Source organism: Nocardioides sp. (assembly GCF_036374615.1).
In the GTDB taxonomy this organism is placed as follows: Bacteria; Actinomycetota; Actinomycetes; order Propionibacteriales; family Nocardioidaceae; genus Nocardioides.
In genome coordinates, this window is the sequence record NZ_DASUTK010000188.1 from 38438 (window position 1) to 54897 (window position 16460).

Here is a 16460-nt window from a genome sequence, read left to right on the forward strand (position 1 = left end):
CTCAGCCCTTGACCAAGCGGTAGGTCACGTGGGTGACCGTGCTCGCTGCGCGCGCCCGCACCTGCTCGAGGCCCAGGGGAGGGACGCCCTCGAACAGCCGCGCACCGGCGCCCAGTGTCAGCGGCGAGATGTGCAGCCGGAGCTCGTCGATCAGACCGGCGGCGAGGTACTGGTTGACCGTGTTCGCGCCGCCGATGATCGCGACGTCGCCGTCACCGGCGGCCGCCTGGGCCTGCGCGAGTGCCGACTCGATCCCGTCGGTGACGAAGTGGTAGGTGGTGCCGCCCTCCATCGGTTGCGGGGCGCGCGGGTGGTGGGTGAGCACGAAGACCGGCGCGTGGTACGGCGGGTCGTCGCCCCACCAGCCGTTCCACTCCCGATCCCACTCTCCCCGGACCGGGCCGAACATGTTGCGGCCCATGATGAAGGCGCTGGCCGCGATCATCTCCGCGATCTCGGCTTCGTTCTCCTCGGCGGCCTCGGAGTACCACGCGTGGAGCCGGTCGCCCCAGCCGTCGCCTCGGTCGTCACCGAAGGGTCGTTCCTCGGTCTGGTTCGGACCCGCGACGTAGCCGTCGGCGGAGATCGTGATGCCGCAGACCACCTTGCCTGTGTTCTCGGACATTGCTGCTCCTGCTGGGTCAGTTTCCGGGTGTGATTTCTGGACTGCTTCCAGCATGGAGCGGTTCTGACATGACGTCTAATGCCAAGTCGTGACAGGTCGCATTGATAAAGTTGATCAATGCTCAACCTCACACATCTCAAGGTGCTGCACGCCGTCGCCCAGCACGGCTCGGTGACCGAGGCGGCCCGCGCGCTTCACTACTCCCAGCCCTCGGTGAGCCACCACCTGTCCCGGCTCGAAGCGGCGACCGGGGCGAAGCTCGTCCAGCGGGTGGGTCGCGGGATCCGGCTCACGCCCGAGGGCCAGCTGTTGGCTCACCGGGCCGCCGAGATCGTCGGCCGGGTCGATGCCGCCGCCAACGAGCTCGCCGCGCAGGTGGGCCTGCAGTCTGGGCGGGTGCGCGTCGCCGCGAACGCGTCGGTCCTGAGCACCCTGGTTCTGCGCGCCGCCGACGCGCTCGACAGCGCGCACCCCGGCATCGAGCTGGGCCTGGTCGACTGCCACCCGGTCGAGGCACTGCAGATGCTGCGACACGGCGAGATCGATGTCGCGCTCGCCTTCCGGCACGTCGACGCGACGGACCAGCACGAGGACGTCCGCACCCTCGATCTCGTCGAGGAGCCCGTCTACCTCGTCACCCAGCGACCCGGTGAGTCCTTGGCCGACCACCGGCGGTCCGCGTGGATCGGTGGGTGCGACCACTGCCAGCAGGAGCTCTTCGCCATCTGCCGCCGCGACGGCTTCGCGCCCGACATCGGCTCGCTCAGCGATGACATAGTCGTGGTGCAGGCCATGGTGGCCGCCGGCGTCGGCGTCGCCACCCTGCCCGGCCTCGCCCTGCAGGCCCATCGCCATCCCGGCGTCCACACCACCGAGCTCGTCGGATGCGAACGCCAGATCTACGCCGCGACGTACGGCGAGCCACCCGACCCGCCGGCCGTCGCCGCCGTGCTGTCCGCTCTCGCCGCAGCGGCACCGACCTCCGGAAACGACAGCGCGTGACCCCCACCGCCGTGGCACGCTTGGGCGTCATGAACGACCCGCCCGTCGTCGTCCTCGTCGAGGGTCACAGCGACGTCGCCGCGCTGGAGGTGCTCGCGCAGGCGCAGGGCGTGCGCGACCGGCTCGAGCTGGTCGCGATGGGCGGCGTCACGAACATCCGGCACCACCTGGGCGTGCTGGCCGCGCAGCGTCCCGAGGCGATCGTGCTCGGCGTCTGCGACGCGGGCGAGCGGCGCTACCTCGAGCGCGCTGACGGGCTGGCGGGGGTGTTCGTCTGTGACCGGGACCTGGAGGACGAGCTGATCCGGGCGGTCGGGCCGGAGCAGGTCGTGGACCTGCTGGACGAGCTGGGTGAGCTGCGCAGGTTCCGCACGTTCCAGGACCAGCCGGAGTGGCGCGGGCGGGAGCTCGTCGACCAGCTGCAGCGGTTCGCGGGCACCAAGTCAGGGCGCAAGGCGGTGTTCGCGCGGAGCCTGGCGCAGGCGATCGACGGCGGCCGCGTCCCGCTGCCGCTGGCCCAGCTGTTCGAGGCGGTCCAGATCCGCGCCTGAGGTCAGGGCGTGAGCTCGGTGCGCTCGGCGGCGAGCTGGACGGCGCCGACCAGGCTGGCGCGCTCACCGAGCTGGCTGACGACGATGGGTGTCTGTGCGACCGAGTCGAGCGCATGCCGGCGCAACCCGGTGCGGGTCGGCTCGAGCAGCAGGTCACCGGCGCGTGACATCGCACCCCCGACGATGACGATCCCTGGGTTGAGCAGGTTGAGGACGCTCGCGAGAGCCCAGCCGAGGTGCAGCCCGGCATCCTCGAGCACCCGGGTCGCCGCGACGTTGCCGTCGGTCGCCGCCGCCACCAGGTCGGTGAACGTGGCGCCGGGGAGGCTCGGGTGGAGCAGTCGCAGCATGTGCTCGCTGGAGGTGTAGGTCTCCAGGCAGCCGCGACTGCCGCACCGGCACATCGGCCCCTGCTCGTCGACGGTCAGGTGCCCGATCTCGCCGGCGGTGCCGTCGGCACCGTGGAACAGCTGGTTGTCGATGATCAGGCCCGCGCCGACGCCGCTCGCGATCTTCACGAAGACCGACGTGCTGTAACCGCGACCGTGACCCTGCCGGTGCTCGGCGAGGGCGCCGAGGTTGGCGTCGTTCTCGACCTGCGCCGGCGCGCCGAAGACCGCCTCGGCAGCGGCTCGGGCGTCGACGCCCTCCCAGCCCGGGAAGATCGCGGAGGACTTGACCACGTTCTTGACCACCGGCGCGGGCAGGCCGAGGCTCACGCGGCGCAGCGGGCCGACCCCCGGATCGATCCGGGCGAGCACCGACGCGGCGAGCCCGAGCCCCGTCTCGTGCCCCTGCGGCTCGACGCTGACCCGCTCCTCTGAGAGAACCCGGCCGGTGAGGTCGCCGACGGCGACCGCGACGTGCCGGTGCCCGAAGTCGACGCCGGCGACGATCCCGGCCCGCGCCGACAGCCGTACGGCGGAGCCGCGGCGGCCACTGCCCGGCTCGATGTCGAGCAGCCCGCCGGCGGTGAGGTCGCGCACGATGTTGGAGACGGTGGCGGGGGCGAGACCGGTCACCCGTGCGATCTCGGCCTGGGTGTGGGCGACCCGCTCACCCTGCTCGCGCAGGACCGCCAGCACCCGGTGCTGGTTCGCGGTACGCAGCGACGACGTCGAGCCCGGGGCCGCATCGGTCGCCATGCCGGAACCATGCACCGTGCCTCACGTTGTCGTCAAGAGATGACCGTTAAAGCGCAGGCACACCGGAATTGTCTCACTTCGTGTTCAACTCTTGACGACAAGCGGGTGACGCCCGACACTCGTTCCATCCGCACAGGGCACTGGCCAGCCGGCGCCCCGATCCCCGAAGGAGACCCATCGTGACCAAGTCAGTCACGCGTCTGTCCGTCGTCGGCTTGTCCGCCGCGCTCGCGCTCGGGGCCACGGCCTGTGGCGCCAACGAGGCCGAGCCCGGCAGCGGGGACGGCGACGGCGGCGACGCGACCCGCATCGCGCTGCTGCTCCCCGAGTCGCAGACCACTCGCTACGAGACGTTCGACAAGCCGCTCTTCGAGGCGCACGTCGCCGAGCTCTGCGCCGACTGCGAGGTGCTCTACTACAACGCCGACCAGGACGAGGCCAAGCAGAGCCAGCAGGTCGACACCGCGATCAGTGAAGGTGCAGCAGTCATCGTGCTCGACCCCGTCAACGGCGCAGGCGCCGGCGGCATGGTGACGGCGGCGCAGGACGAGGGCATCCCGGTCATCGCCTACGACCGCTTCATCGCCGAGGCCGACTACTACATGTCCTTCGACAACGAGACCGTCGGCCGGATGCAGGGCGAGGCCTTGGTCGAGGCCATGGGCGGCTCCGGCGGCATCCTGATGCTGAACGGCGCGCCCAGCGACCCGAACGCCGCACAGTTCAAGGCGGGCGCCCACAGCGTGATCGACGAGAGCGACCTCGAGATCCTGGAGGAGTTCGACAACCCCGACTGGACGCCCGAGAAGGCCCAGCAGTTCGTCACCGACCAGCTGAGCAACTTCGACGCCTCGGAGATCGAGGGCGTGTACGCCGCGAACGACGGCCAGGCCGGCGGCGTGGTCGCCGCGCTGACCGGCGGCGGCGTCCCGGAGGACCAGCTGCCCCCGATCACCGGCCAGGACGCCGAGCTCGCGGCCGTGCAGCGGATCATCGCGGGCCAGCAGGCCATGACGATCTACAAGCCGATCCCGATCGAGGCTGAGACCGCGGCGGAGGTCGCCGTGAAGCTCGCGCAGGGCGAGGACATCAGCGGCACCAGTGACACCGGCGTCGAGCTGACCGAGTACGAAGGCGTCCCGTCGTTCATCTTCGACCCGATCGCCGTGAACGCGGACAACGTCGCCGACACCGTGGTGGCCGACGGCTTCTACGCGGTCGAGGACATCTGCACCGAGGAGTACGCCGACGCCTGCGCGGCGGCCGGCATCAGCTGATGACGCAGACGGCGGACGCTCCGGTCAGGGACAGCGTGCTGTCCCTGACCGGGGTGAACAAGCGATTCGGTGCCGTCCAGGCGCTGACCGACGTCTCGCTCGACGTGCGCCCCGGCGAGGTCGTCGCGCTCGTCGGCGACAACGGCGCCGGCAAGTCCACGCTGGTGAAGATCATCGCGGGGGTCTACCAGCCGGACGAGGGCGAGATCGTGTTCGACGGCCGCAGGGTCGAGGTGCACGGTCCCTCCGACGCGCAGCGGCTAGGGATCGCCACCGTGTTCCAGGACCTCGCACTGTGCGACAACCTCGACGTGGTCGCCAATCTCTTCCTCGGGCAGGAGCGCACGCGGGGCGCCGTGCTCAACGAGGTGGAGATGGAGAAGGAGGCGTGGCGGCTGCTGCGCACCCTGTCCGCGAAGATCCCTTCGGTGCGGATCCCGATCGCCTCGCTCTCGGGTGGTCAGCGGCAGACCGTCGCGATCGCGCGCAGCCTGGTCGGCAGGCCCAAGGTCGTGCTGCTCGACGAGCCCACCGCCGCGCTGGGCGTCGCCCAGACGGCCGAGGTGCTGAACCTGGTCGAGCGGCTCCGGGAGACCGGGCTCGGCGTGATTCTGATCAGCCACAACATGGCCGACGTGCAGGCGGTCGCCGACCGGATCGTGGTGCTTCGGCTGGGCCGCAACGCCGCCGACTTCACGATCGAGGAGGCGACCACCGAGGAGCTGGTGGCCGCCATCACCGGCGCCTCCGACAACGTCGTGTCCGAACGGGCCGCCCGGCGCACCTCCCACGAAGGGCCGGTCGATGACTGACACCACCGACACCACCGACACAGCCGACGCCGCGCAGGCCCGGGCCACCGCGGTGGCCGCCGACCTCGCCGACGAGCGGTTGATCCAGACCCAGGGGGTCCTGGGATACCTACGGCTGCAGGTCAACCGGTTGCGCTCCGGGGACCTGGGCAACCTCCCGGTGATCATCGGGCTGGTCGTCATCTGCCTCGGGTTCTACCTCGAGAACGCTCGCTTCCTGTCCTCGCGCAACCTGGTGTCCATCACGCAGTACGCCGCGCCGATCGGCATCATCGCGCTCGGCATCGTGCTGGTGCTGCTGCTCGGCGAGATCGACCTGTCCGTGGGCTCGGTGAGCGGCATGGCGGCCGCGGTCATGGCGGTGCTCATGGTCCACGAGGGGCAGTCGACGATCGTGTCGCTGATCGCGGGAGCCCTCGTCGGCGTCGCCGTCGGCATCTTCTACGGCGTGCTCTACGTCTGGATCGGCGTCCCGTCGTTCGTGTTCTCGCTGGCGGGCCTGCTCGGGTTCCAAGGGGTGCTGCTGTACGTGCTCGGCGACACCGGGACGATCAACCTGCCGAGCGAGTCCTACCTCCTGGAGTTCACCCGGTTCAGCTTCGTCACCGGCTGGCAGTCCTACGCGATCGTCGCTCTTGTCGTGGTCGTCTACCTGGCGGCGCAGTGGCGCACCGCCGCGACCCGGCGAGCCGCCGACCTCGCGCCACCCTGGTGGCCACTCGTGCTCACGAAGGCGATCCTGCTCGCCGCCGGGCTGGGCTTCGTGACCTACTACGTCAACATCGACCGCGGCTTCAGCTACCTGTGGTGGCTGTTCTTCGGGCTGGTCGTGGTGGTCGACTTCGCACTGCGACGCACGCTGTGGGGCCGGCACGTCTACGCGGTCGGCGGCAACGTCGAGGCCGCACGTCGGTCCGGCATCAAGGTGAACCGCGTCTACGTCACGGTGTTCGTGTCGACCTCCCTGCTCGCCGCCGTCGGTGGCCTGCTCGGGGCCGGCCTGCAGACCAGCGTGTCCCAGGCGACGGGCACGACCGACACGAACCTGACCGCCATCGCTGCGGCCGTCATCGGCGGCACCAGCCTCTTCGGCGGTCGCGGCTCGGCCTGGTCGGCGTTGCTGGGGATCCTGGTCCTCCAGGCGATCACCAGTGGCCTCAACCTCGCCGGGGTGGAGTCCGAGGTCCGGTTCATGGTGACCGGTGCGGTGCTCCTGATCGCGGTCGCGATCGACTCGGTGTCCCGCCGGGCGCGGTCGTCGAGCGGGCGCGGCTAGCGGTCGGCGGCGTACGTCCCTCGCCACCGCCCCGGGACCGGAAGCACCGGTCCCGGGGCGGTTCCGCACGCGGGCCCACGGGTCGGAGCCTGCTGGGCGAGTCTGGCGGTCAGCGGGGGAAGTCTCCCGTGGGAGGCGCGAGTTTCCCGCTCAAGCGGGGAAACCGACACCGCGCCGCATCGGCACGTGCGGGATGCCGTCCTCGAGGAACTCCTCGCCGACGACCGTGAACCCGAACCCGGCGTACCAACCGGCCAGCGGCGTCTGCGCGTCGAGCACGACCGGGCGGCCGGCGCACACCTCGAGGGCGGCGTCCAGGAGCCGGTCGGCGAGCCCGCGCCCCCGCCCGGAACGAGCCAGCACCACGCGGCCGATCCGCCACTGGTCACCCTCGTCGAGGACCCGGCCGTAGCCGATCACGTCGTCTCCCTCGCGCAGCACGACGTGGACCGTGCCGGGCTCGGTGTCACGGCCGTCGAGGTCGGGGTACGGGCACTCCTGCTCGACGACGAAGACATCCTGCCGCAACCGCCAGACGGCGTACGACGTGGCAGCGTCCAGCTCGACGAACGGCAGCGCCGTCACCGTGATCGGCGGCGGAGTCATCGCAGGAACTCCAGCGTGACGCGGCGGGCGACCCGCGCCTCGGGGATGAACGGCAGCAGCGCGAAGACGTGCAGCAGGTCGGGCCGCTCCACATAGGTGAGGTCCCAGTCGGTGGCCGCGGCCCGGTCGGCGAGCAACCGGCAGCCGGGCACCAGCAGGTCGCGGCTGCCGCAGAGCATGAGCGCCCGCGGGAGGCCCGACAGGTCGCCGAGCGCGGGGCTGACCTCGGGGCGGCCGAGATCCTCCGGCGACCCGGCCCACCACTCGGCGTACGCGTGGACCTTGCCGAGGAACAGCCAGGGGTCGATCTCGTCGTACGACGCGGTGTCCGGGGTCGACGTCGAGAGGTCGACCCACGGGGAGAGCAGCAGCAGCTCGCTCGGCTGCTTGCCGCCGCGGTCGCGGAGCGCGAGTGCCAGCGCGAGCGCGTAGCCGCCGCCGGCAGAGTCGCCGGCGAGGGTCACCCGCGACTGGCCCGCCAACCGGGCCACCAGGTCGGTGAGCGGCTCGAACGAGTCCCGCCAGGTGTGCTCGGGAGCCAGCGGGTAGTCGGGCAGCACCACCCGAGCGTCCAGCGCTGTGGCGAGCCGCGTGACGTAACGGACCTGGAACGGGTCGATCGGCGCCATGAACCCGCCACCGTGCACGTAGAACAGGGTCCGGTCGGGGTCGCGGTGCCGTGGCGTGACCACGTGCACGGGGAACCCGGCGAGCTCCTCGGTCACCACCGAGAACCGGCGCCCGAAACCGGGCACGAGGCGCGTCGGAAGGGAACGGTCGAGCGTGGCGTGCCACCGCTCGACCCGGGCGCGCTCGGTGGGCTCGTCGTCGAGCTCGCGCGACTTCCTGACGCGGGGGATGACGTACGCCAGCAGGTCGTGGCGTCGGCTCGGCATGCCCGGAATCTAGCCGCACCCAGCGAGGGGATGTCACACGGTGGCCGCGGTCGGTGTCTTCATGCACGAGTGAGTGAAAGAGATCAGAGGAGGAGAGATGTCCAGCACGTTCCGAGTTCCCCGGGCCACGATCAGCGGCGGGTACGGCCGGATCCTGGAGTGGTACGCCCGGCGTACCTTCGGCCAGGTGCCTGACACTGCCTACGTGCTCTGGCACAACCGGCCGCTGCTGAAGGCGGTGTTCGGCTTCGAGCAGAAGGTGGCGAAGCTCGACGCCCTCGACCCGCACCTGAAGACGTACGCCGTGATGGCCAGTGCCGCGTCGATCGGCTGCTCCTGGTGCCTCGACTTCGGCTACTACCTCGCCCACGAGGACGGGCTCGACGAGGCGAAGGTCCGCGAGGTGCCGCGCTGGCGCGACTCGGACGCCTTCACCGACCTCGAGCGCGAGGTCATGGCGTACGCCGAGGCGGCGACCGCGACACCACCGACCGTGACCGACGCGCAGGTGGCCGCGCTGCGCGAGCAGCTCGGCGACCCCGCGGTCGTGGAGCTGACGATGATGATCGCGGTCGAGAACCAGCGCTCGCGCTTCAACGCGGCGATGGGCCTGGCCAGCCAGGGGTACTCGGATGTGTGCGAGCTCCCGCTCGCCGTACCCTCGACGGCGTGACCTCGGGCAACGACGCGACCGTGGACCCCACGGGACCGTTCGTGGAGCACCGAAATCTGCTGTTCACGGTCGCCTACGAGATCCTCGGCTCGGCCGCCGACGCCGAGGATGTCGTGCAGGAGACCTGGCTGCGCTGGTCGGAGCGGACCGCGGGAGCCGGCGAGGAGATCCGGGATCCGCGGGCGTACCTGGTGCGGATCGTGACCCGGCAGTCGCTGAACCGGCTGCGCACTCAGCAGCGTCGCCGGGAGACCTACGTCGGCCCGTGGCTGCCCGAGCCGCTGCTGACGGCGCCCGACGTCGCCGAGGACGTCGAGCTCGCCGACAGCGTCTCGACCGCGATGCTGCTCGTGCTCGAGACGCTCGGCCCTACCGAGCGCGCGGTGTTCGTGCTGCGCGAGGTGTTCGACGTGCCGTACGACGAGGTCGCGGAGGCCGTGGGGAAGACTCCGGCCGCGGTACGGCAGATCGCGCACCGGGCTCGATCGCACGTGCAGGCCAGGCGCCCCCGGCAGGACGTCACCGCTGCCGAGCGGGACCGGGTCATCGAGCGCTTCCTCTCGGCGGCCGCGACCGGCGACCTGCAGGCCTTGATGGACGTGCTCGCCCCGGACCTGGTGCTGGTCTCCGACGGCGGTGGTCTCAAGAAGGCGGCGCTGCGACCGATCGAGGGCCGCGACAAGGTGCTGCGGTTCCTGGCGGCGACCGGCCAGCGTCAGGGCCCCATGACCGGTGAGGTGCTCACGATCAACGGCGGTCCGGCGGTGGCGCTCAGCATCGGAGGCGAGCTCGACACGGTCGCGACGTTCGTGATCGAGGACGGCCTGGTCACGACGCTCTACCTGCTGCGGAACCCCGAGAAGCTGCGGCGGCTCGGGGAGGTCGTCGACCTCACCCGGTAGCACTCTAGGATGGACGACGTACAGACAGGGGAGCCCGGCGCGATACCGGGCTGAGAGTGCGGGCCAGCCGCAGACCCTCCGAACCTGATCCGGGTCGCACCGGCGTAGGGAGTCATCGACCATGTGGCGTCTACCCACCGTGCTGCTGACGCTTGCCCTGACGGGCACTGGCTGCAGCCTCATCTCCACCGGAGGCGACGACGCGGCGTCGCCGTCGACCACGAACGGCGCGAGCGACACCGTCGTGCTCGTCACCCACGAGTCCTTCAACCTGCCCAAGAGGCTGGTGCGGCGGTTCGAGGACCGGTCCGGCCTCGACCTCGAGGTGAGAGCGGCGGGCGACGCCGGCCAGCTGACGACGAAGCTCGCCGTCACCCGCGACAACCCGATCGGCGACGTCGCCTTCGGAGTCGACAACACCTTCGCCTCGCGGGCCCTGGAGGAGGACGTCTTCGACCCGCTCGAGGTCACCCTGCCCGAGGGGGTCGAGGAGTACGTCGTCCCGGCCGACGACGGCGAGCGGCTGGCGCCGGTCGACGTGGGGCATGTCTGCGTCAACGTCGACAGCACCTGGTTCGCCGAGCGCGACCTGGACCCGCCGGCCACGCTCGACGACCTCGCCGACCCGGCATACGAGGGTCTGTTCGTCACGCCCTCGGCGCTGTCGAGCTCGCCCGGACTGGCGTTCCTGCTGACGACGGTCGCGGCGTACGGCGAGGACTGGCCGGACTACTGGGAGGACCTGTTGGCCAACGACACGTTGGTGGTGGACGGCTGGAGCGACGCCTACTACGGCGACTTCACCCAGGGCGGCGAGGGTGGTGAGCGGCCGATCGTGCTGTCCTACGACTCCTCGCCCGCCTTCACCGTTCCCGAGGGCTCCGACACGTCCTCGACCGCGGCGCTGCTCGACACCTGCTTCCGCCAGGTCGAGTACGCGGGGGTGCTGGCCGGCGCCGCCAACCCCGACGGTGGTCGGCAGCTGGTGGAGTTCCTGCTGACCCCCGAGGTGCAGGCAGCGCTCCCGGGGTCCATGTACGTCTTCCCGGTGCGTGACGACGTCGAGCTGCCAGCTGACTGGGCCGCCCACGCCGAGCAGCCCGACAACCCCTACGTCGTCGATCCCGACGAGATCGCCGCCAACCGCGACACCTGGCTGCAGGAGTGGCGAGACCTGGTCACCCGGTGAGTGCCCCGTGAACCGCCGGTTGCTGGGGCTGCTCGCCCTGGCCGTGGTCCCGGTGCTGGTGCTGGGTGTGTTCTTCGTGGTGCCGGTCGGCGGCATGCTCGCACTCGGCTTCTGGCCCGACGGGGACTTCGCGCCCGGCGCAGTGCTGGAGGTCCTGACGCGGGGTCGCACGGTTCGGGTGCTGGCCTTCACGCTGTGGTCGGCAGCGGTGGCGACCGCGGTGGCAGTGCTGCTCGGCCTGCCGGCGGCGTACGTGCTCCACCGCACGGCGTTCCCGCTGCGGCGGGTGATCCGAGCCGCGCTGCTCGTGCCGTTCGTGCTTCCCACCGTCGTCGTCGGCGTCGCGTTCCGCCAGGTGCTCGGCGACGGCGGACCGCTTGGCTTCCTCGGCCTCGACGGAACGCCGACGGCGATCGTGCTGGGACTGGTGTTCTTCAACCTGGCGGTGGTGATCCGGGTCGTCGGCGGCGCTTGGGAAGGGCTCGATGCCCGGGCGGGACAGGCGGCGGCGACCCTGGGAGCCACGCCCGCCCAGGTCTTCCGGACGGTCACGCTGCCCGCGCTGCGACCGGCGATCGCCTCCTCCGCGACCGTCGTGTTCCTCTTCTGCGCCACCGCCTTCGGGATCGTGCTCACCCTCGGCGGCAGCCGCTACGCCACCGTCGAGACCGAGATCTACCTGCTCACGGTCCAGGTCTTCGACCTGCCGGCCGCGGCGGCGCTCTCGGTGCTCCAGCTGGTGGTGGTCGTCGCGCTGCTCGCGCTCGCACAGCGGGTGCGCGTGGTCGCCCCGGCCGGTCGCACACCGGGTCGTGCGAGCCGGCTGACCCGGGCCGACGGCGTACCCGTCGCGGCGACGCTGCTGGTGATGGCCTTCGTCGCGATCCCGATCGTCTCCCTCGTCTCGGGGTCGCTGCAGGCGGAAGGCGAGTGGAGCCTCGCGAACTACACGGCGCTCGGCACCACCGGCGACCGCGACGCACTCCAGGTCACGGTCACCGACGCGCTGGTGAACTCGCTGCGGACAGCGGTCGACGCGACCTGGATGGCGCTGGGGACCGGCCTGCTGGTCGCACTCGTCGTCACCCGCCGATCGCGCACGCCGGTCGAGCGCCGGGTGCGCGGCTTGCTCGACGGGTTCTTCATGCTGCCGCTCGGCGTGTCCGCCGTGACGTTGGGGTTCGGGCTGCTGATCACCCTGGACGAGCCGCCGCTCGACCTGCGCGACAGCGCGCTGCTGGTCCCTGTCGCGCAGGCACTCGTGGCGCTGCCACTGGTCGTGCGCACCCTGGTCCCGGTACTGGCCGGCATCGACGACCGGCAGCGACAGGCGGCCGCCTCCCTGGGCGCGGGTCCGCTGCGGACCGTGCTGACGGTGGACGTCCCGGTCCTGTGGAAGCCGATGCTCGCCGGCGCCGGGTTCGCGTTCGCGACCTCGCTCGGTGAGTTCGGCGCGACCTCCTTCCTGGCGCGCGAGGACTTCCCGACCCTGCCGCTGGTGATCTTCCGGCTCCTCGGCCACCCGGGCGAGCTGAACTACGGCATGGCGCTGGCCGCCTCGGTCCTGCTCGCCGGCACCACGGCTCTCGTGATGCTGCTCGTCGAGCGGCTGCGGGTCCCCAGCGTGGGAGCGTTCTGACGTGATCCGCGTGCGTGACCTGACCGTCGTCTTCGACGGCAAGCGGGCGCTCGACGACGTCTCCCTCGAGCTGCCGGACGGCGAGGTCCTGGCGGTGCTCGGGCCGTCGGGGTGCGGCAAGTCCACCCTGCTTCGCGCCATCGCGGGGCTGGAACAGCCGCAGACGGGGAGCGTCGCGTGGGACGGGCAGGACCTCGGTCGAGTCCCGACCCACCGGCGCGGCTTCGCCCTCATGTTCCAGGACGGGCAGCTCTTCGAGCACCTGACCGTCGCCCGCAACGTCGGCTACGCGCTGCGGCTGCGCCGGGTCCCCTCCCGCGATCGCCGGGTCGCCGAGCTGCTCGACCTGGTCGGTCTCCCGTCATACGGCGACCGGCTGCCACGGACTCTCTCCGGGGGCGAGCGGCAGCGGGTCGCCCTGGCCCGGTCGCTCGCCGTCGAGCCTCGGCTGCTGCTGCTCGACGAGCCGCTGTCGGCCCTCGACACCGGGCTGCGCGCGCGGTTGGCGGCCGACCTCCGGACGATCCTGGTCGAGTCCGGGACCACCGCGCTGCTCGTGACGCACGACCACGAGGAGGCGTTCGCAGTGGCCGACCGGCTGGCGGTGATGCGGTCGGGCCGGATCGTCCAGCACGGCCCGATCGACGAGGTGTGGCGCCGCCCGGTCGACGACGAGACCGCGCTCTTCCTCGGGTACGCCGCCGTGCTCGTCGGCGAGCCAGCGACCCGGCTGCTGCGGTCCGCCGACCTCGAGGACGCGCCCGCGGTGGCGCTGCGCCGCTCGGCCCTGTCCGTCGCCGCCGACGGACCGCTGCGGGGACGGGTCGTGTCGTCGAGGCTGACCCCCGAGCAGGTCCGGCTGCGGGTCGACGTACCGGGGCTCGGCGAGCTCGACGCCGTTGCCCCGCTCGACCGGCACCCCGGGCCGGGAGTCGAGGTGGCGCTCCGGGTGGACCGCACTCGGCTGGCGCCGATCTACGCCCCCGTGACCGGTCAATAGACTGGCGCGCGTGTACCGCCGCGCCTACGTCCTGCTCGTCGGCTGCGCCGTCGTCATGGGTGGGCTGGCGGTGATCACGGCGCTGCTCCTCGACAAGCGGCTCGCCGACCCCGAGGGCTTCCTCGGCCCATCGTGGTTGCGGCTCCCGCTGCTGCTGAGCGGCGCATTCCTCGGCGACGTCGTCCCGCGGACGCTGTGGGTCTCCCGCGGCAACCCGGCGCGCTGGGCCACCGTCGCCCGCGATCGGGTCCGCAGCCACTGGACCCGCGAGCGGTTGACGCTGGTCGTGATGGGCATCGCCTGCTTCTACATCACCTACGTGAGCTACCGGAACCTCAAGTCGTTCCTGCCGTTCGTGCGCGAGAAGAAGTACGACTACGAGCTCCACCTGATCGACCTCGCCCTCTTCCTCGGCAACGAGCCGGGCGTCGTGCTGCACGACCTGCTCGGCACCGGCGTCGCAGCGCACTTCCTGTCCTACATCTACCTGTGGTTCCTGCCGCTGGTCCCGCTCGCCGTCACCGCCTGGCTGGTGTGGTCGCGCAACATCTCCTACGGCTACTGGTTCGTGACCAGCCAGTGCATCGCGTGGTCGCTCGGGACGTTGTCCTACTACCTGCTGCCCACCCTGGGGCCGGGCTTCTTCGCCCCCTGGCTCTACAAGGACGTGGTGGACGCCGGCACGCCGACGTCGGCCCTGATGGAGGCGCTCGCCAACGCACGGGCCCGCGTCACGATCGAAGGGGTCGAGGGGGCAGTGCAGTCGACCGCCGGCTTCGCCAGCCTCCACGTCGCGATCACGCTGCTCGTCGCACTGATGGTGCAGTACACCGTCCGCTCCCGGATCGTGCACTGGGTGTTCTGGGTCAACTTCGCGGTGACCGTCGTGGCGACCATCTACTTCGGTTGGCACTACCTCGCCGACGACGTCGCCGGGATCCTGATCGCACTCGTCGCCTTCTACGTCGGGGGCCGAGCCAGCGGCCAGGTGTTCGAGCGACACGGCCTCGCGTCGCACCCGACGACGGACAGCAGCGCCGTCCCGGTCGACGCCGACCGCTGATCTCGCGGCGGGTTCTCGCCCGGACTCGTGAACTACATTGTTGTAGTTCGCAAGCCGACACGCCGGTGACCCCTGCGAATTCTGAGATTTTTGTGGCTTTTGTGACGAATGAGCACTAGCGTTCCGCGAGTTGCCCCGTGGGGCAGCGACGACCACGCAGCCCAGCCGGGCGGCGGGACCGGATGACGGAATGCAGGAGGAATCGCGACGTGCCTCGCGCGATCGGTGTCGCAGTAGCCCTCGGCCTCGCCGTGAGCCTGACCATCCCCCCGGTGTCAGGGCTCGCTGGAATCGAGGCGGCGCTGGCCGACGAGGCCGACACCCCGTCCCGGCAGGACGTCCGCGACGCGCGGACCGCTGCCCGCGACAAGGCACGTGATGTGGACGCCGTCCAGGCCGACCTGGCCGCGGCGAACCACCGACTCCAGCAGTCCGCCATCGAGGCCGCCCAGGCGACGGAGGCGTGGAACGGAGCGCGGTACCGGCTCGAGCAGGCGCGGCAGGCGGCTGCTGCCGCGGATGAGCGAGCCGGTATCGCGCACACCGACGTGGATCGCCAGCAGGACGCCTACGCCGACGCGCTTGTCAGCTCCTACCAGCTCGCCCCCACGCTGACGGCCGTCGCCTCCATGGTGCAGGCGGACGGGATCGGGACGGTCCTCGAGCAGAGCACGACGATGCGCGCGGCCGAGTCGGCGCTCGACAGCCGGTACGACGGGTTCGTCGCGGCCTCGACGCTGGCCTCCGTCGCGCTCGACCAGGCGGAGGCGGCTCGCGCGGATGCCGCGACGGCGCAGGTCGAGGCGCGAGAGGCGCGGGACCAGGCTCGGGTGGCGGCCGAGGCCGCCGCGGCGGAGGCCGACGCGATCGCCGCCCGCAAGGGCGAGCTGATCGAGGAGCTGGCGGAGCTGCAGGACATCAGCGTCGAGCTCGCCGAGGAGCGGCAGCAGGCGCTCGACGAGCAACGCGCCCAGGCTGCCGCGGCCGCTGCGGCCGAGGAGACCGCCCAGCAGGCGGCTGCCCAGCAGGCAGCGGAGCAGGCGGAGCAGGCGGCGCAGGAGGCGGCCCAGCAGGGGGACCGGGCCGAGGAGCAGCAGCCCGCGGCGCCGGAGCCCGAGGAGCCGGCCACCGAGCCCGCGCCTCCGCCCCCCCAGCCCGACCCCCCGGCACCCGGTGGTGGGGCCAGCGCGGCGATCGCGTTCGCCCGGGCGCAGCTCGGTGAGCCCTACGTCTGGGGAGCCGCCGGACCGGGCTCGTGGGACTGCTCCGGCCTCACCATGGGTGCCTGGGGCGCCGGTGGGAAGTACCTGCCGCACTACTCCGTGGCCCAGTACGAGCAGTCGACCCCGATCTCGGCGAGCAGTCTCCGGGCCGGTGACCTGGTGTTCTGGGGTTCCTCGAGCAGCCCGTCGTCGATCTTCCACGTGGCGCTGTACGTCGGGAACAGCCAGATCATCCACGCGCCGCGGACCGGACGACCGGTCAGCCAGGAGTCCATGTACTACTGGACCACGCCCAACTTCTACGCCCGCCCCTGACCGGTCAGTAACGTCGGGGCCATGGCCCCCGACCCCAGCCCAGCCGTCACGAGTCCTGTCTCCGCGCCGGAGCCGGTGGGCTACCGGCGGCCCGAGATCGACGTCCCGGCGTTCACGCGGCTGCTCGACGGTCGGTACGGCGAGGTCCGCGACCTCGTGCGCAGCAACCTGGCGGCGTACGCCTCGGTGCTCGAGGAGGCCGAGCGGCTCGGCACCGACGAGTTCCGCGACAGGGTGCGCGACCTCGTGGTCGAGATGGCCGCCAC

16 protein-coding genes, 1 pseudogene and 1 riboswitch are annotated in these 16460 nt (G+C 71.5%); of the genes and pseudogenes, 13 read left to right on the plus strand and 4 right to left on the minus strand.

What is annotated here, in order from left to right; all coding sequences use genetic code 11:
• Position 1: 1 nt before the first annotated feature.
• Complete coding sequence (locus tag VFZ39_RS14655) at positions 2-625, minus strand: dihydrofolate reductase family protein (protein WP_330866515.1); 624 nt, start codon at positions 623-625, stop codon at positions 2-4.
• A gap of 117 nt (positions 626-742) precedes the next feature.
• Here VFZ39_RS14655 and VFZ39_RS14660 point away from each other — a divergent pair, with 117 nt between their 5' ends.
• Together VFZ39_RS14660 and VFZ39_RS14665 are read left to right on the plus strand one after the other, a co-directional pair.
• Complete coding sequence (locus VFZ39_RS14660) at positions 743-1627, plus strand: LysR family transcriptional regulator (protein ID WP_330866516.1); 885 nt, start codon at positions 743-745, stop codon at positions 1625-1627.
• Between the two features lie 29 nt (positions 1628-1656).
• Positions 1657-2178, plus strand: a complete 522-nt coding sequence (locus tag VFZ39_RS14665) for a hypothetical protein (RefSeq protein ID WP_330866517.1) — start codon at positions 1657-1659, stop codon at positions 2176-2178.
• Positions 2179-2180: 2 nt separating this feature from the next.
• On the opposite strand, the gene VFZ39_RS14670 is transcribed toward VFZ39_RS14665, so the two are convergent.
• The gene (locus VFZ39_RS14670; RefSeq protein ID WP_330866518.1) at positions 2181-3323 is read right to left on the minus strand and encodes an ROK family transcriptional regulator; all 1143 of its coding nucleotides are present in this window, start codon (positions 3321-3323) and stop codon (positions 2181-2183) included.
• 179 nt (positions 3324-3502) lie between these two features.
• Between VFZ39_RS14670 and VFZ39_RS14675 the strand changes: the two genes are divergently transcribed.
• The 3 genes from VFZ39_RS14675 to VFZ39_RS14685 are packed head-to-tail and all read left to right on the plus strand — an operon-like array spanning position 3503 to position 6688.
• Positions 3503-4600, plus strand: coding sequence for a substrate-binding domain-containing protein (locus tag VFZ39_RS14675; RefSeq protein ID WP_330866519.1), 1098 nt, complete (start codon positions 3503-3505; stop codon positions 4598-4600).
• Complete coding sequence (locus VFZ39_RS14680; protein WP_330866520.1) at positions 4600-5412, plus strand: ATP-binding cassette domain-containing protein; 813 nt, start codon at positions 4600-4602, stop codon at positions 5410-5412. The genes VFZ39_RS14675 and VFZ39_RS14680 overlap by 1 nt, the downstream gene beginning before the upstream one ends.
• On the plus strand, positions 5405-6688 hold the full coding sequence (locus VFZ39_RS14685; RefSeq protein ID WP_330866521.1) for a sugar ABC transporter permease: 1284 nt from the start codon (positions 5405-5407) through the stop codon (positions 6686-6688). Before VFZ39_RS14680 ends, VFZ39_RS14685 begins: the two co-directional genes overlap by 8 nt.
• 150 nt (positions 6689-6838) lie before the next feature.
• On the opposite strand, the gene VFZ39_RS14690 is transcribed toward VFZ39_RS14685, so the two are convergent.
• Entirely contained in the window at positions 6839-7294 is a 456-nt protein-coding gene (locus tag VFZ39_RS14690) for a GNAT family N-acetyltransferase (RefSeq protein ID WP_330866522.1), read from the minus strand.
• Positions 7291-8190: an alpha/beta hydrolase gene (locus VFZ39_RS14695; protein WP_330866523.1), complete on the minus strand. Its 900-nt coding sequence runs from the start codon at positions 8188-8190 to the stop codon at positions 7291-7293. Before VFZ39_RS14695 ends, VFZ39_RS14690 begins: the two co-directional genes overlap by 4 nt.
• Positions 8191-8287: 97 nt before the next feature.
• On the opposite strand from VFZ39_RS14695, the gene VFZ39_RS14700 reads away from it, so the two are divergent.
• The 8 genes and pseudogenes from VFZ39_RS14700 to VFZ39_RS14735 form a co-directional block, all read left to right on the plus strand.
• The gene (locus tag VFZ39_RS14700) at positions 8288-8863 is read left to right on the plus strand and encodes a carboxymuconolactone decarboxylase family protein (protein ID WP_330866524.1); all 576 of its coding nucleotides are present in this window, start codon (positions 8288-8290) and stop codon (positions 8861-8863) included.
• Positions 8860-9765: an RNA polymerase sigma-70 factor gene (locus VFZ39_RS14705; RefSeq protein WP_330866525.1), complete on the plus strand. Its 906-nt coding sequence runs from the start codon at positions 8860-8862 to the stop codon at positions 9763-9765. Before VFZ39_RS14700 ends, VFZ39_RS14705 begins: the two co-directional genes overlap by 4 nt.
• Positions 9766-9781: 16 nt before the next feature.
• A riboswitch (TPP riboswitch) is annotated at positions 9782-9893 on the plus strand.
• Positions 9887-10954 (plus strand): thiamine ABC transporter substrate-binding protein, encoded by a 1068-nt coding sequence (locus VFZ39_RS14710; protein WP_330866526.1) that lies wholly within the window; start codon positions 9887-9889, stop codon positions 10952-10954. It overlaps the preceding riboswitch by 7 nt.
• A 7-nt stretch (positions 10955-10961) precedes the next feature.
• The gene (locus VFZ39_RS14715; RefSeq protein WP_330866527.1) at positions 10962-12593 is read left to right on the plus strand and encodes an iron ABC transporter permease; all 1632 of its coding nucleotides are present in this window, start codon (positions 10962-10964) and stop codon (positions 12591-12593) included.
• A gap of 1 nt (position 12594) precedes the next feature.
• Positions 12595-13593, plus strand: coding sequence for an ABC transporter ATP-binding protein (locus VFZ39_RS14720; RefSeq protein ID WP_330866529.1), 999 nt, complete (start codon positions 12595-12597; stop codon positions 13591-13593).
• Between the two features lie 10 nt (positions 13594-13603).
• Complete coding sequence (locus VFZ39_RS14725) at positions 13604-14656, plus strand: phosphatase PAP2 family protein (protein WP_330866530.1); 1053 nt, start codon at positions 13604-13606, stop codon at positions 14654-14656.
• A 209-nt stretch (positions 14657-14865) separates the two neighbouring features.
• Positions 14866-16194: a C40 family peptidase gene (locus VFZ39_RS14730; RefSeq protein WP_330866531.1), complete on the plus strand. Its 1329-nt coding sequence runs from the start codon at positions 14866-14868 to the stop codon at positions 16192-16194.
• Between the two features lie 21 nt (positions 16195-16215).
• Positions 16216-16460: pseudogene (locus VFZ39_RS14735) on the plus strand (acyl-CoA oxidase); the annotation flags it as partial.

Coding starts and splice junctions, on each gene's coding strand:
- VFZ39_RS14655 (WP_330866515.1), bottom strand. CDS start 625: ATGTCCGAGAACACAGGCAAGGTGGTCTGCGGCATCACGATCTCCGCC.
- VFZ39_RS14660 (WP_330866516.1), top strand. CDS start 743: ATGCTCAACCTCACACATCTCAAGGTGCTGCACGCCGTCGCCCAGCAC.
- VFZ39_RS14665 (WP_330866517.1), top strand. CDS start 1,657: ATGAACGACCCGCCCGTCGTCGTCCTCGTCGAGGGTCACAGCGACGTC.
- VFZ39_RS14670 (WP_330866518.1), bottom strand. CDS start 3,323: ATGGCGACCGATGCGGCCCCGGGCTCGACGTCGTCGCTGCGTACCGCG.
- VFZ39_RS14680 (WP_330866520.1), top strand. CDS start 4,600: ATGACGCAGACGGCGGACGCTCCGGTCAGGGACAGCGTGCTGTCCCTG.
- VFZ39_RS14685 (WP_330866521.1), top strand. CDS start 5,405: ATGACTGACACCACCGACACCACCGACACAGCCGACGCCGCGCAGGCC.
- VFZ39_RS14690 (WP_330866522.1), bottom strand. CDS start 7,294: ATGACTCCGCCGCCGATCACGGTGACGGCGCTGCCGTTCGTCGAGCTG.
- VFZ39_RS14695 (WP_330866523.1), bottom strand. CDS start 8,190: ATGCCGAGCCGACGCCACGACCTGCTGGCGTACGTCATCCCCCGCGTC.
- VFZ39_RS14700 (WP_330866524.1), top strand. CDS start 8,288: ATGTCCAGCACGTTCCGAGTTCCCCGGGCCACGATCAGCGGCGGGTAC.
- VFZ39_RS14710 (WP_330866526.1), top strand. CDS start 9,887: ATGTGGCGTCTACCCACCGTGCTGCTGACGCTTGCCCTGACGGGCACT.